The organism is Achromobacter deleyi (genome assembly GCF_016127315.1).
In the GTDB taxonomy this organism is placed as follows: Bacteria; Pseudomonadota; Gammaproteobacteria; order Burkholderiales; family Burkholderiaceae_B; genus Achromobacter; species Achromobacter insuavis_A.
In genome coordinates, this window is sequence record NZ_CP065997.1 from 6,614,972 (window position 1) to 6,628,167 (window position 13,196).

The 13,196-nt window shown below is 65.0% G+C and carries 12 protein-coding genes; 5 read left to right on the plus strand and 7 right to left on the minus strand.

What is annotated here, in order from left to right:
• Positions 1-25: 25 nt before the first annotated feature.
• Together I6I07_RS29900 and tldD are read right to left on the minus strand one after the other, a co-directional pair.
• Entirely contained in the window at positions 26-214 is a 189-nt protein-coding gene (locus I6I07_RS29900; protein WP_146075465.1) for a hypothetical protein, read from the minus strand.
• 27 nt (positions 215-241) lie between these two features.
• A complete protein-coding gene (gene tldD / locus I6I07_RS29905) occupies positions 242-1,702 on the minus strand; it encodes a metalloprotease TldD (protein ID WP_054433315.1) in 1,461 nt (486 codons plus the stop codon).
• A gap of 770 nt (positions 1,703-2,472) precedes the next feature.
• Between tldD and I6I07_RS29910 the strand changes: the two genes are divergently transcribed.
• Complete coding sequence (locus I6I07_RS29910) at positions 2,473-2,859, plus strand: H-NS family nucleoid-associated regulatory protein (RefSeq protein WP_198484809.1); 387 nt, start codon at positions 2,473-2,475, stop codon at positions 2,857-2,859.
• A gap of 87 nt (positions 2,860-2,946) precedes the next feature.
• Here the strand turns inward: I6I07_RS29910 and I6I07_RS29915 are convergent, their stop codons facing one another.
• On the minus strand, positions 2,947-3,585 hold the full coding sequence (locus I6I07_RS29915; protein ID WP_198484810.1) for a DUF4136 domain-containing protein: 639 nt from the start codon (positions 3,583-3,585) through the stop codon (positions 2,947-2,949).
• 151 nt (positions 3,586-3,736) lie between these two features.
• Between I6I07_RS29915 and pepN the strand changes: the two genes are divergently transcribed.
• Positions 3,737-6,442 carry an aminopeptidase N gene (gene pepN, locus I6I07_RS29920; RefSeq protein WP_198484811.1) on the plus strand — a complete coding sequence of 902 codons (2,706 nt, stop codon included), beginning with the start codon at positions 3,737-3,739 and terminating at the stop codon, positions 6,440-6,442.
• Positions 6,443-6,452: 10 nt separating this feature from the next.
• Positions 6,453-7,472: a class 1 fructose-bisphosphatase gene (locus I6I07_RS29925; protein WP_006393779.1), complete on the plus strand. Its 1,020-nt coding sequence runs from the start codon at positions 6,453-6,455 to the stop codon at positions 7,470-7,472.
• Between the two features lie 70 nt (positions 7,473-7,542).
• Here the strand turns inward: I6I07_RS29925 and I6I07_RS29930 are convergent, their stop codons facing one another.
• The 4 genes from I6I07_RS29930 to alaC all read right to left on the minus strand — a co-directional run bounded on the left by I6I07_RS29930 (position 7,543) and on the right by alaC (position 11,996).
• Positions 7,543-7,764 carry a YgdI/YgdR family lipoprotein gene (locus I6I07_RS29930; protein WP_006393778.1) on the minus strand — a complete coding sequence of 74 codons (222 nt, stop codon included), beginning with the start codon at positions 7,762-7,764 and terminating at the stop codon, positions 7,543-7,545.
• Positions 7,765-7,917: 153 nt separating this feature from the next.
• Complete coding sequence (gene thrC / locus I6I07_RS29935) at positions 7,918-9,327, minus strand: threonine synthase (protein ID WP_198484812.1); 1,410 nt, start codon at positions 9,325-9,327, stop codon at positions 7,918-7,920.
• Complete coding sequence (locus tag I6I07_RS29940) at positions 9,324-10,628, minus strand: homoserine dehydrogenase (protein WP_198487726.1); 1,305 nt, start codon at positions 10,626-10,628, stop codon at positions 9,324-9,326. Before I6I07_RS29940 ends, thrC begins: the two co-directional genes overlap by 4 nt.
• A 183-nt stretch (positions 10,629-10,811) precedes the next feature.
• On the minus strand, positions 10,812-11,996 hold the full coding sequence (gene alaC, locus I6I07_RS29945; protein ID WP_006393775.1) for an alanine transaminase: 1,185 nt from the start codon (positions 11,994-11,996) through the stop codon (positions 10,812-10,814).
• A gap of 235 nt (positions 11,997-12,231) precedes the next feature.
• On the opposite strand from alaC, the gene I6I07_RS29950 reads away from it, so the two are divergent.
• Both I6I07_RS29950 and I6I07_RS29955 read left to right on the plus strand, forming a co-directional pair.
• Positions 12,232-12,693 carry an Mth938-like domain-containing protein gene (locus I6I07_RS29950; RefSeq protein WP_198484813.1) on the plus strand — a complete coding sequence of 154 codons (462 nt, stop codon included), beginning with the start codon at positions 12,232-12,234 and terminating at the stop codon, positions 12,691-12,693.
• Positions 12,693-13,157: a peroxiredoxin gene (locus I6I07_RS29955; RefSeq protein ID WP_025140314.1), complete on the plus strand. Its 465-nt coding sequence runs from the start codon at positions 12,693-12,695 to the stop codon at positions 13,155-13,157. Before I6I07_RS29950 ends, I6I07_RS29955 begins: the two co-directional genes overlap by 1 nt.
• Positions 13,158-13,196: the final 39 nt, after the last annotated feature.

Sequence of the window (13,196 nt, forward strand, 5' to 3'; positions counted from 1 at the left end):
ACCGGGATGCATCCCGGGGTGTTCCTCAAGCTGACGGCACAAAAAAAGCCGCCAGTTCGCTGGCGGCTTTTTTGGGGGGATTCTTTCCAAACTTCAGATTGAGCGCTTCCCTTCCTCCGCCAGCGGCTTCAGAAAACCAAAAAAATAAAAATAAAAGGCGGGGGAAGCGAATTTCATGGGAAAAGACTCTAGCACAATTTTTTCGGGCCGTCACGCCGGTTTGCGACGCGGCGGTCGCGGGTCAGGCCGTGCCGCCCACCGTCAGGCCTTCCATGCGGACCGTGGGCATGCCCACGCCCACCGGCACGCTCTGGCCGTCCTTGCCACACGTGCCCACGCCCGAATCCAGCTTCAGGTCGTCGCCGATCATGCTGACGCGGGTCATGGCGTCGGGGCCGTTGCCGATCAGCGTGGCGCCCTTGACCGGATACGTGATCTTGCCGTCCTCGATCATGTAGGCCTCGGAGGCCGAGAACACGAACTTGCCGTTGGTGATGTCGACCTGGCCGCCGCCGAAATTGGCCGCATACAGGCCGCGCTTGACGGACGAGATGATTTCCTCGGGCGCCTTGTCGCCGGCCAGCATGTAGGTATTGGTCATGCGCGGCATGGGCAGGTGCGCGAACGATTCGCGGCGGCCGTTGCCGGTGGCCGCGGTCTTCATCAGGCGCGCGTTCAGCGTGTCCTGCATGTAGCCGCGCAGGATGCCGTCCTCGATCAGCACGTTGCGCTGGGTGGCGTTGCCCTCGTCGTCGATATTGAGCGAACCGCGGCGATCGGGAATGGTGCCGTCGTCGACCACCGTGACGCCCTTGGAGGCGACGCGCTCACCGATGCGGCCCGAGAACACGCTGGAACCCTTGCGGTTGAAATCGCCTTCCAGGCCGTGGCCGACGGCTTCGTGCAGCAGGATGCCGGGCCAGCCCGAACCCAGCACCACCGTCATTTCGCCGGCGGGCGCCGGACGCGCCTCCAGGTTGACCATGGCTTCGTGCACGGCGCGCTCGACGTAGCCCTGCAGCATTTCGTCCGTGAAATACGCCAGCCCCAGGCGGCCGCCGCCGCCGGCATGGCCCATTTCGCGGCGGCCATTGCGTTCGGCGATGACGGTCAGCGACAGGCGCACCAGCGGGCGCACGTCGGCGGCCAGGCGACCATCGCTGCCGGCCACCAGCACCACGTCATACTCGGCGCCCAGGCCGGCCATGACCTGGATCACGTGCGGATCGCGGGCCCGCGCCATGCGTTCGACGCGTTCGAGCAGCGCGACTTTCTCGGGGGCGCTCAGGGTCGCCACCGGATCGATGTCGGCATACAGGCTGCGGCCCATTTCGGCCTCGACCTGCGCCGCCACCTTGACCTTGCCGGCGCCGCGGCGGGCAATGCCGCGCACCGCGTGGGCCGACGACAGCAAGGCGTCGGCCGAAAGCGAATCGGAATAGGCGAACGCGGTTTTCTCGCCGCTGACGGCGCGCACGCCGACCCCCTGGCTGATCGAGAAACTGCCGGTCTTGACGATGCCCTCTTCCAGGCTCCAGCCCTCGCTGCGGGTGTACTGGAAATACAGATCGGCGTAGTCGACCTTGTGCGTGAAGATTTCGCCCAGGGCGCGCGCCATGTCGGCCTCGGTCAACCCCCACGGGTCGAGCAGGAGCGATTTGGCGGTGGCCAGGGATGCAATAGCGGGATCGATGATTTTCATAGGACTCTGTTCGGGGGCGCCGGCGCGACGGACGCGGCAGCCATGACGCTCAAGGCTCTATCGTACCGCCGACACGGGGGTGGCGTCGCGGCCGCCGAATATTGTCTATCAAGTTAACCAATTGGGGACCGGTCCCAAACTGCGGCGGCGCCTCTTGCAAAATAACCTTTGCCCGGGCGCCGGGCCGATTGCTCGTCGGCCGGAGTGGCCGGCACGCTTGCCAGACCAATGTGTCGAACTTGTCATACAACTCGACAACAAAATGGAAATGGCACAAAAATGTCCCGCGCAAATGGGCGCGCATACCGTTCTCGATGGATGGGAATGAAAATCCGCATACCCCTGGAAACCCCCGCGCCATGCGGGTTGGAGCCAGTCGTCCTACCACCTGTTGAAACTCGCGCATTAGCAACGGGAACATTTCGTCATACCAAAAAGCCGAGCTTACCAAGCCCTGAAAAGAGGTCAACTTCTGCGCATCCGCTCGCTTCATGAAACAAAACCGTGCATTTTCCAACACGGGATGTTGCATTCGTCCGCCCCATGAACCAAAGGGGCCTTTGTTTCATTTAGTCCCAAATTTGAGAATATCATTCCCAATACTTGTTCATAGCGCAAACCCGCTAGCCTAAAGACTTTCCGGCCGTTTTGATACAAAGTAATTAGGCCAGGACAGCGGCAGAGGGGCGTCAACTTCTGTATTATGCGAAGCACAACAAATAAACATAACTCCGCCGGCGATTAAAGCAGTTCCATAATCAGGAATAAACATGGCCCGAGAAACCTACGCAGCTCTGCAAGCAAAGATCGAAAAGGAAATCAACAAGCTCCAAAAGAAGGCTGAAGTCCTCCAAACCAAGCGCCGCAAACCGGTCATCGCCTCGATCATCACATCGATGCGCGAGTACGACATCACCCCCGAAGAAATCGCCGCCGCCTTTGGCGCCGGCAAGCCCGTCCGCGCCACCACGCCCAGCGGCCGCCGCAAGACTGGCGCCGCTGTCCGCCCGGCCAACGTTGCCAAACGCGCCGTTGCCCCCAAGTACCGTCATCCCCAAACCGGGGAGACCTGGAGCGGTCGTGGCAAGGCCCCTCGCTGGCTCGCCGCCGAAGAAGCATCCGGCGCCACGCGCGACAGTTTTCTTATCAAAGAATAAAACCTATTATTCAGTAAGAAAAAATAAAAGGCGCACCATTTTGGTGCGCCTTTTTTATTTTACGACTGTCTTTTGTCGTGGCAAAAACTACTGGACCGGAAATTGGATTTCGCGCTCGGCGCCATTATTTCCCGGGAATCCGTCAAATATTGCACGCACCAGATACGGCATCATCCGCACGAAGTTGTCCCGCTCGCTGAGTATGAAGGCGCTGGACCGGTAGACCTCGGCCCCGCCGCGCTGGCTGTCGTGGATCTGCAGCGTGAGCGTGTTGCGCTGGACCACCATGGGCACGTCGACCCAGTCCGGGCCCCAATAGCCGTAGTAGCCGCCCCAAGGCCGCGGACCGTAGAAACCGCCATAGCCATAGCCGCCATTGAAATACGGATCATACGGACGCCGCACCATGACCTGGGTCTGGCTCGTGCCATAACGGAACGAGACATCGAAGCGGCCCTTGGCGCCCGACTGGGCTTCCACCAACCCGGTGGCGCCGATGCCGGCGCGCACCATGTCCTGGTAGGACTGGTATTCGAGATTATTGGCTTGCGACGGTTCGGCCTGCACGAATTGGTAAGTCTGGCCTTCGACGCCCGTCGGCCACTGCTGGAAGGATGTGACGCGCGCCGACACGGTGGGCGTGGCGCATCCGCTCAGCACCAGCGCCCCCAAAACAGCCAGGACGGCGGCCCAACGGCCGGTATTGAACGGGGAAGAACGAAACATTTGCAACTCCTCATTGCGCGACGGCGCCCATCATACTGAGCTTTGACCGCGCGGGCCGCGGAAAGTTTACGCCTGGCGGGGGCGCCCGGGTCCTGCGCCCGCCAGGCCTGACACTACAATAGGACTCTCGTTCATACAGGACTGCAATCCCATGCGCACAGACACGCCCGTTACCGTATACCGCAAGGATTACCAGCCCTACCCCTACGACATCCCGCAGGTCTCCCTGGCCTTCGACCTGGCGCCCGACAGCACCGAGGTGCGCTGCGTCATGCAGGTCCGGCGCAAGGCCGACGCCAGCGCCGACGCCGCGCTGGTGCTGGACGGCGAAGAGCTGGAACTCGTCTCGGTAGGGGTGGATGGCCAGGCGCTGCCGGCCGACCGCTTCCACCTGTCCGAACACAGCCTGGCGCTGTATGGCCTGCCCGCCGAAGCCACCGTAGAGATCGTCAGCCGCTGCAAGCCTTCGGCCAACTCCACGCTGATGGGCCTGTATGTCTCGGGCGGCAATTTCTTCACGCAGTGCGAAGCCGAGGGCTTTCGCCGCATCACCTGGTTCGCCGACCGCCCCGACGTCATGTCGCGCTACCGCGTCACCCTGCGCGCCGAGCCGGCCTACCCGGTGCTGCTGTCCAACGGCAACCTGGTCGCCTCGCGCCAGCTGCCCGACGGCCGCAACGAGGTCGAATGGGAAGACCCGTTCCCCAAGCCCTGCTATCTGTTCGCCCTGGTGGGCGGCAACCTGACCCACCGCGAAACCACGGTCAAGACCGCCAGCGGCCGCGACGTGCTGTTGCAGGTCTATAGCGACCCGGGCGCCGAGACCAAGACCGAATGGGCGCTGGATTCCCTGGTGCGCGCGCTGCGCTGGGACGAAACCCGTTTCGGCCTGGAACTGGACCTGGACCGCTTCATGGTCGTGGCCGTCCATGATTTCAATATGGGCGCGATGGAGAACAAGGGCCTGAACATTTTCAATGCGGCCTACGTGCTGGCCGACCCGGATACCGCCACGGACGCCAATTACGAAGGCATTGAATCGGTCATCGGCCACGAGTATTTCCACAACTGGACCGGCAACCGCGTCACCTGCCGCGACTGGTTCCAGCTGAGCCTGAAGGAAGGCCTGACGGTGTTCCGCGACCAGGAATTCAGCGCCGACATGATGGCGCAGGACATGGACGAGACCGCCGCCGCCAGCGCCCGCGCGGTCAAGCGCATCGACGACGTGGTGACATTGCGCGCCGCGCAGTTCCCCGAGGACGCGGGCCCGATGGCCCACCCGATCCGCCCCGACAGTTACCAGGAAATCGGCAATTTCTATACCGCCACGGTGTACGAGAAAGGCGCCGAGGTCATCCGCATGCAGCACACGCTGCTGGGCGAAGCGGGTTTTCGCGCCGGCATGGACGAGTATTTCCGCCGCCACGACGGCCAGGCCGTGACCTGCGACGACTTCGTCGCCGCCATGGAATCGGTCTATACGCGCCAGCACCCGGGCCGCGACCTGTCCGTGTTCCGCAACTGGTACCGCCAGGCCGGCACGCCGCGCGTGACGGTCAAGCTGACGCACGACGCCGCCGCGCGCCGCTGCACCGTGACGCTGTCGCAGGAATGCCAGCCGGTCGGCGTCGAGAAAAAGGCCCCCGCGGGCTTCGTCAAGGCGCCGTATCACATCCCCTTCGCCATCGGCCTGCTGGATCGCGATGGCCGCGCCCTGCCCCTGCGCCTGGACGGCGCGGGACACGACACGGCGCTGCTGGAACTGACCACGCAGACCCAGCAATGGCATTTCGACGGCATCGACGAGATGCCGGTGCCGTCGCTGCTGCGCGATTTTTCCGCGCCCGTGATCGTCGATTACGACTGGACCGACGAGGAACTGGCGCTGCTGTCGGCCCACGACGGCAACCCCTTCGCGCGCTGGGAAGCCGGCCAGGAACTGGCCACCCGCCAGATCCTGGCGCTGGCCGAGGCGCGCCAGGCCGGCCGCACGCTGCACGCCGACCCGGCCTTCATCGCCGCCTGGCGCGCGCTGCTGACCGACCCGGCGCTGGATGCCGCCTACCGCGCCCGCGCCCTGGCGCTGCCGTCGGAAAAGACCCTGGCCGAGCGCATGCAGGCGGTCGACCCGCCGGCGCTGGCGGTGGCGCGCGACTTCCTGCGCGCCGAACTGGGCCGGCAACTGGCAGCGGAATTCCGCCAGGCCTTCGACGCCAACCAGACGCCCGGTGAATACAGCCCCGCGCCGGTCCCGGCCGGCAAGCGCGCCCTGAAGAACCTGGCGCTCAGCCATCTGATGGCCGCCGGCGAGCACGAAGCGCAGCGCCTGGCCGAGCAGCAATACGAGCACGCCGGCAACATGACCGACAGCATGGCGGCGCTGTCGGCCCTGATCAACTATGGCCAGGGTGAGTTCCCGCAGCAGGCGCTGGCCGCGTTCTACGACAAGTGGCGCGACAATGCGCTGGTGGTCGACAAGTGGTTCGCGCTGCAGGCCGCGGCGCGCTACACCACGGTGCAGACCGCGCGCGACCTGATGACGCACCCGGCATTCACGCTGCGCAACCCGAACCGGGCGCGCGCGCTGATTTTCCAGTTCTGCCTGAACAATGCCCGCGGCATGCACCACCCGGACGGCTCGGGCTACACCTTCTGGGCCGACCAGGTGCTGGCGCTGGACGCCCTCAACCCCGAGATCGCCGCGCGCCTGGCGCGCGCGCTGGACAACTGGTCGCGTTACGTGCCCGCCCTGCGCGGCCCGATGCAGGAAGCCCTGCAACGGGTGCGCGGCCACGAAGGGCTGTCGCGCAACGTGCAGGAAATCGTATCCAAGGCTTTAGAATTCGCAGCATAGGGAGAACCTTTTGAAACGTAAAACACTTACCCAATACCTGGTGGAGCAGCAGCGCTCCGCGCAGGCCCTGGCCCCCGAAGTGCGGCTGCTCATCGAAGTCGTGGCGCGCGCCTGCAAGGCGATCAGCCACGCGGTCAGCAAGGGCGCGCTCGGCGGCGTCCTGGGCAGCCTCGAAAGCGAGAACGTGCAGGGCGAAGTGCAGAAGAAGCTGGACGTGCTGTCCAACGAGATCCTGCTCGAAGCCAATGAATGGGGCGGCCACCTGGCGGCCATGGCCTCGGAAGAGATGGAGACCATCCACCTGATTCCGAACCGCTACCCCAAGGGCGAATACCTGCTGCTGTTCGATCCCCTGGACGGCTCGTCGAACATCGACGTGAACGTGTCGATCGGCACCATTTTCTCGGTGCTGCACGCCCCCCACGACGTGTCGGGCGCGCCGGTCTGTGAAGCCGACTTCCTGCAGCCGGGCAACAAGCAGGTAGTGGCCGGCTATGCCGTCTACGGCCCGCAGACCATGCTGGTGCTGACCATCGGCAACGGCGTGGTGGGCTTCACGCTGGACCGCGAAATGGGTTCGTGGGTGCTGACCCACGAGAACATCCGCGTGCCCGAGGACACCAAGGAATTCGCCATCAACATGTCGAACATGCGCCACTGGGCTCCCCCGGTCAAGCGCTACATCGACGATTGCCTGGCCGGCGCCACCGGCCCCCTGGGCAAGGACTACAACATGCGCTGGATCGCCTCGATGGTGGCCGACGTGCATCGCATCCTGACCCGCGGCGGCATCTTCATGTACCCCTGGGACGCGCGCGAACCGGGCAAGGCCGGCAAGCTGCGCCTGATGTATGAAGCCAACCCGATGAGCTTCCTCATCGAGCAGGCCGGCGGCGCCTCGATCAACGGCACCCAGCGCATCATGGACATCCAGCCCGACAAGCTGCACCAGCGCGTCAGCGTGATCCTGGGCTCGAAGAACGAAGTCGAGCGCGTGGGCCGCTACCACGCCGAGGACGCGGGCAAGTAAGCCGGGTCCGCGCCCAACAAAAAGCCCCGGCCTGGACCGGGGCTTTTTTTCGTCGGGATGCGGCGAAGGGCTACTTGACCTCTTCGATGGATTTCACATCGTCCTTGTTGATCTGGACCTTCTTGCCGTCCTTGTCGTACTCGTACATGCCGGACTTCTTGTCATAGGTCGGCGTGTCGGGCGTCACGGTCGAGGTCCCGTCCCGTTGCTGAATAACCGAGGGCGACGAGCATCCGGCCAGCACCCCTACTCCGGTCACCACCAGGGCCAACGTCATGGTCTTCAGGTTCATGGGCGTGTTCTCCGAGTGTGAATGGTGGAATCACTGTATCGGATGCGCGTCCGGAAAAAGTGACCGCATGTGGCCAAAATGCGTGAGAACGTAAAAAACCCCTCGCGGCTCACACCGCGAGGGGTTGCAACCCCATACAACCGCAAGCTGCCTTTACACCTTGGCGTGGGCCTCGATGTAGCGGCGCACGGCGGCGGCATCGCAGTCCATGACTTCGACGCGCTGCGGCAAGGATTCCAGGTTGGCCAGGTTGCCCGGCGGCGTGGCCGGACGGCCCAGCGCGGCCTCGATGGTTTCCGAGAACTTGGCCGGCAAGGCGGTTTCCAGCACCAGCATCGGCACGCCGGGCTCGACGTGCTCGCGCGCGACCTTGACGCCGTCGGCGGTGTGCGGATCGACCAGCACGCCGGTCTCGTCGTAGAGCGAGCGGATCGTGGCCAGGCGGTCTTCGTGCGTGCTGGCGCCCGAGACGAAGCCGTACTGCGCCTCGAATTGCGGCTTGAGCGCCGACAGGTCGAAGAAACCGTCGCGCGCCATGTCCGCCCACAGCGCCTTGACGCGGTCGGCGTCGCGGCCCACCAGGTCGAAGATGAAGCGCTCGAAGTTCGAGGCGCGCGAGATGTCCATCGACGGGCTGGAGGTGGCGTAGGTCTGCTCGGCCGGACGCGGACGGTAGACGCCGGTGCGGAAGAATTCTTCCAGCACGTTGTTCTCGTTGGTGGCGAGCACCAGGTGGCGCACCGGCAGGCCCATGCCGCGGGCGATGTGGCCCGACAGGATGTTGCCGAAGTTGCCCGAGGGCACCGTGAACGAGACCTGTTGGCCTGGCTTGTCGGTGGCGCGCAGCCAGCCGTGGAAGTAGTACACCACCTGGGCGGCGATGCGCGCCCAGTTGATCGAGTTGACCGCGCCCAGGCGGTACTTGGCCTTGAAGGCCAGGTCGCCAGCCAGCGCCTTGACGATGTCCTGCGCTTCGTCGAACACGCCGCGCACGGCGATGTTGTGGATGTTCTCGTCCTGCAGCGAGTACATCTGGGCGCGCTGGAATGCGCTCATGCGGCCGTGCGGCGACAGCATGAACACGGCCACGCCGCGCTTGCCGCGCAGCGCGTACTCGGCCGCCGAGCCGGTGTCGCCCGAGGTCGCGCCGACGATGTTGAGCGTGGTGCCGCGTTGGGTCAGCACGTATTCGAACACCTGGCCCAGGAACTGCATGGCCATGTCCTTGAAGGCCAGCGTCGGGCCTTCGGACAGTCCCAGCAGCGACAGGCCGTCGTTCAGCGGACGCAGCGGGACGATGTCTTCGCTGTTGAAGATCTGCGGGGTGTAGGCGGCGCGGGTCAGGCGGCGCAGGTCCTCGGCCGGGATGTCGGTGGCAAAGCGCGACAGCACTTCGAACGCCAGGTCGGCGTACGGCAGGCCGCGCCACGATTCCAGCGTCTCCGCCGAAATCTGCGGCAGTTGTTCCGGCACGGCCAGCCCGCCATCCGGCGCCAGCCCTTCGAGCAGGATATCGGCGAACGGCTGGGGCGCCATGCCCCCGCGGGTTGAGATGTATTTCATATCAGGTGCTCCACGCGCAGGCGCGTGACCTTGGACCGGACAAAGGGCAAGGCCTCGATGCGCTCGATGGCCTGGTTGACGTTGCCTTCCACCGCCTCGTGCGTCAGGAAGATGATGTCCGCGCCGCCGATGTGCGAGGGCTGCTGGATCATCGAGCCGATCGAGATCGAGCGGTCGGCCAAGAGGCGCGCGATGTCGGCCAGCACGCCCGGCTGGTCGTCCACGCGCAGGCGCAGGTAGTACGACGTGCTGACCTGCTCGATCGGCAGGATCGGCGTGTCGGACATGGCGTCCGGCTGGAACGCCAGGTGCGGCACGCGGTTGCCCGGATCGGCGGTGTGCAGGCGGGTCACGTCGACCAGGTCGGCCACCACCGCCGAGGCGGTCGGCTCTTCGCCGGCGCCCTGGCCGTAGTACAGCGTCGGGCCGACGGCGTCGCCCTTGACCAGCACCGCGTTCATCGCGCCTTCGACATTGGCCAGCAGGCGCTCGGCCGGCACCAGCGCCGGATGCACGCGCAGCTCGATGCCATCGGCGCGGCGCTTGGTGATGCCCAGCAGCTTGATGCGGTAGCCCAGGCGCTCGGCGTGCTCGATGTCCTCGGCGGCCAGTTGCGAGATGCCCTCGATGTAGGCGCGGTCGAACTGCACCGGCACGCCGAAGGCCAGCGAGGCCAGCAGCGTCAGCTTGTGCGCGGCGTCGACGCCTTCCACGTCAAATGTGGGATCGGCTTCGGCGTAGCCCAGGCGCTGGGCTTCGGCCAGCACATCGGCGAACGGCAGGCCGCGCGAGCGCATTTCGGACAGGATGAAATTGGTGGTGCCGTTGATGATGCCGGCGACCCACTGGATGCGATTGGCGGTCAGGCCTTCGCGGATGGCCTTGATGATGGGGATGCCGCCGGCGACGGCGGCCTCGAAGGCCACCATCACGCCGCGCTCGGAAGCCGCGGCGAAAATCTCGTTGCCGTGCTTGGCCAGCAGCGCCTTGTTGGCGGTGACCACGTGCTTGCCGTTGGCGATGGCTTCGAGCACCAGCTCGCGCGCCAGCGTATCGCCGCCGATCAGCTCGACCACGATGTCGATCTCGGGATCGCGCACCAGCGCGTGCACGTCGGTGTCCACGGGCAGCGTGTCGCCAACGCGGGCGCGCGCCTTGGGCACGTCGCGCACGGCGGCGCGGGTCACTTCAATGCGACGACCGGCGCGGCGCGCGATCTCTTCCGCATTGCGCGACAGCACCGTCCAGGTGCCGCCACCGACCACGCCCAGGCCCAGCAGGCCCACTTTCATGGGATTCATCGCGGCGCCCTCGGCGGACGGGCGTTGAGGGGAATTCATTTCAGTTCTCCAAACACTCACGCAATAACGGCTACATACAGTCCACGGGTGCCCTCCCCGAGCGGGATGCCGCGGATCCGGCTCCGCCGGTCCGCAGGCATGCCCCCTCGAGGGGGAAGCGCCGCAGGCGCTTCGGGGGTGGACCTACAGCAAGCCGTCCTTGCGGAACATATCCTTGATGCCGCGCACCGCCTGGCGGGTGCGCTGCTCGTTTTCGATAAGAGCGAAGCGCACGTATTCGTCGCCATACTCGCCGAAGCCGATCCCGGGGGACACGGCCACTTTCGCATCCGACAGGACGCGCTTGGCAAACTCCAAAGAGCCCATTGCCCGGTAGGGTTCGGGGATCTGCGCCCAGATGTACATGGACGCCTTGGGAATTTCCACATTCCAACCTGCTTCGTGCAGACCGCGCGCGAGCACGTCGCGGCGGCTTTGGTACTGCGCCACGATCTCGTTCACGCAGTCCTGCGGGCCGTCCAGGGCGGCGATCGAGGCCACCTGGATCGGCGTGAACGTGCCGTAGTCGTGATAGCTCTTGATGCGCGCCAGCGCGCCGACCAGCTCGCGGTTGCCGACCATGTAGCCGATGCGCCAGCCCGCCATGTTGTAGCTCTTGCTCATGGTGAAGAACTCGACCGCGACATCGCGCGCGCCGGGCACCTGCATGATCGAGGGGGCGACATAGCCGTCGAAGGTGATGTCGGCGTAGGCCAGGTCGTGCACCACCAGGATGTCGTGTTCCTTGGCCAGGGCCACCACGCGCTCGAAGAACGACAGGTCGACGCACTGGGCGGTCGGGTTGCTCGGGAAGCCCAGCACCATCATCTTGGGCTTCGGGATCGATTCGCGCACGGCGCGCTCGAGTTCCTCGAAGAAGTCCACGCCCGGCGTCATGCGCACGGAGCGGATGTTGGCGCCGGCGATGACCGCGCCGTAGATGTGAATCGGGTAGCTGGGGTTGGGCACCAGCACGGTGTCGCCGCGGTCCAGGGTGGCCAGCATCAGGTGCGCCAGGCCTTCCTTGGAACCGATGGTGACGATGGCTTCGGAATCGGGGTCGAGCTCGACCGCGTAGCGGCGCTGGTACCAGTCACAGATGGCCTTGCGCAGGCGCGGGATGCCCTTGGACACCGAGTAGCCGTGGGTGGTCGGGCGGATGGTGGCCTCGACCATCTTGTCGACGATGTGCTTGGGGGTGGCGCCGTCCGGATTGCCCATCGACATGTCGATGATGTCCTCGCCGCGCCGACGGGCCGCCATCTTGAGCTCGCCGGTAATGTTGAAAACGTACGGGGGCAAACGCTCAATGCGAGAGAACTTCCTCATGATGGGAATCCTTAGGGGGCGAAGGGGCAAAAATCCAGGGCGCGAGGGCGCGAAGGGGAAACGGGCTCAAAAGCCGCGCCAGCACACGTTTGCGGCGCAGCAAAACCCTGTAATCTAGCGCAAGCACGCCTGGGCGGCAAATTGGGCGGAAAAGCCGCCAATTTCGCAGTGGAAACCATGCAACATACGGCCATCCTGATGCGCTATTATCGGAGCCATAAAGCCGGAGTATTTATTGAAGCTGCATACCGATCCTGCGACGGCCGCTCTGAATACCGTCACCGCCTACGGTGACGGTTATATCGAGGTCAACCAGGTACGTTTTTCCTCCTCGGTCGCTTTTGGCCCCGAAGGCGAAGTTACCCATTGGCCCGTTGAGTCGCCGGCCGACATCACCCCCACCCTCTTGCGTCAGGCGGCCGGATTGTCCGAACCCGTCCGCGACCCGTTGGCGTTCCTGGACGAACCCGAAGCCACCCCCAACCGCCCGGCCAATGCGCCGGAAGTGCTGCTGGTGGGCACGGGCGGCCGGCAACAGTTCCTGCACCCCGAAGTGCTGCGTCCCCTGCTGGCGGCGGGCATCGGCGTGGAAATCATGGACACCCACGCCGCCTCGCGCACCTACAACATCCTGATGGCGGAGGGCCGGCGCGTCGTCGTCGCCCTCATCCCCCCCAACGGAGACCCCCAGACATGATGATGCCCATCATCGGCAAGCCCGCCCCGCTGTTCACCGCTGAAAGCACCATTGGGCCGATCAGCCTGGAGCAATGCCAGGGCCGCGCCGTGATTCTGTACTTTTACCCCAAGGACAACACGCCTGGCTGCACCACCGAGAGCCAGGATTTCCGCGACCTGCACGCCGACTTCCTGTCGGCCAGCGCCGTGGTGGTCGGGATCTCGCGCGACTCGCTGAAGTCGCACGAGAACTTCAAGGCCAAGTACGAGCTTCCTTTCCCTCTCATCTCCGACGCCGACGAAACCGTGTGCAATCTGTACGGCGTCATCAAGCAGAAGAACATGTACGGCAAGCAGGTGCGCGGCATCGAGCGCAGCACCTTTCTGATCGACGCTTATGGCGTGCTGGTGCAGGAGTGGCGCGGGGTGAAGGTCCCGAACCACGCCAAGGAAGTCCTGCAGGCCGCCAAGAGCATCGGTTAAGCCGTGCACAGGAATACCCGTCAGGTGCCATAGCCGGCC

Bases quoted from the DNA above. Each gene is read 5' to 3' on its own strand.
- tldD (WP_054433315.1), bottom strand. From the start codon at position 1,702: ATGAAAATCATCGATCCCGCTATTGCATCCCTGGCCACCGCCAAATCG.
- I6I07_RS29910 (WP_198484809.1), top strand. From the start codon at position 2,473: ATGGCCCGAGAAACCTACGCAGCTCTGCAAGCAAAGATCGAAAAGGAA.
- I6I07_RS29915 (WP_198484810.1), bottom strand. From the start codon at position 3,585: ATGTTTCGTTCTTCCCCGTTCAATACCGGCCGTTGGGCCGCCGTCCTG.
- pepN (WP_198484811.1), top strand. From the start codon at position 3,737: ATGCGCACAGACACGCCCGTTACCGTATACCGCAAGGATTACCAGCCC.
- I6I07_RS29930 (WP_006393778.1), bottom strand. From the start codon at position 7,764: ATGAACCTGAAGACCATGACGTTGGCCCTGGTGGTGACCGGAGTAGGG.
- thrC (WP_198484812.1), bottom strand. From the start codon at position 9,327: ATGAAATACATCTCAACCCGCGGGGGCATGGCGCCCCAGCCGTTCGCC.
- I6I07_RS29940 (WP_198487726.1), bottom strand. From the start codon at position 10,628: ATGAATCCCATGAAAGTGGGCCTGCTGGGCCTGGGCGTGGTCGGTGGC.
- alaC (WP_006393775.1), bottom strand. From the start codon at position 11,996: ATGAGGAAGTTCTCTCGCATTGAGCGTTTGCCCCCGTACGTTTTCAAC.
- I6I07_RS29955 (WP_025140314.1), top strand. From the start codon at position 12,693: ATGATGCCCATCATCGGCAAGCCCGCCCCGCTGTTCACCGCTGAAAGC.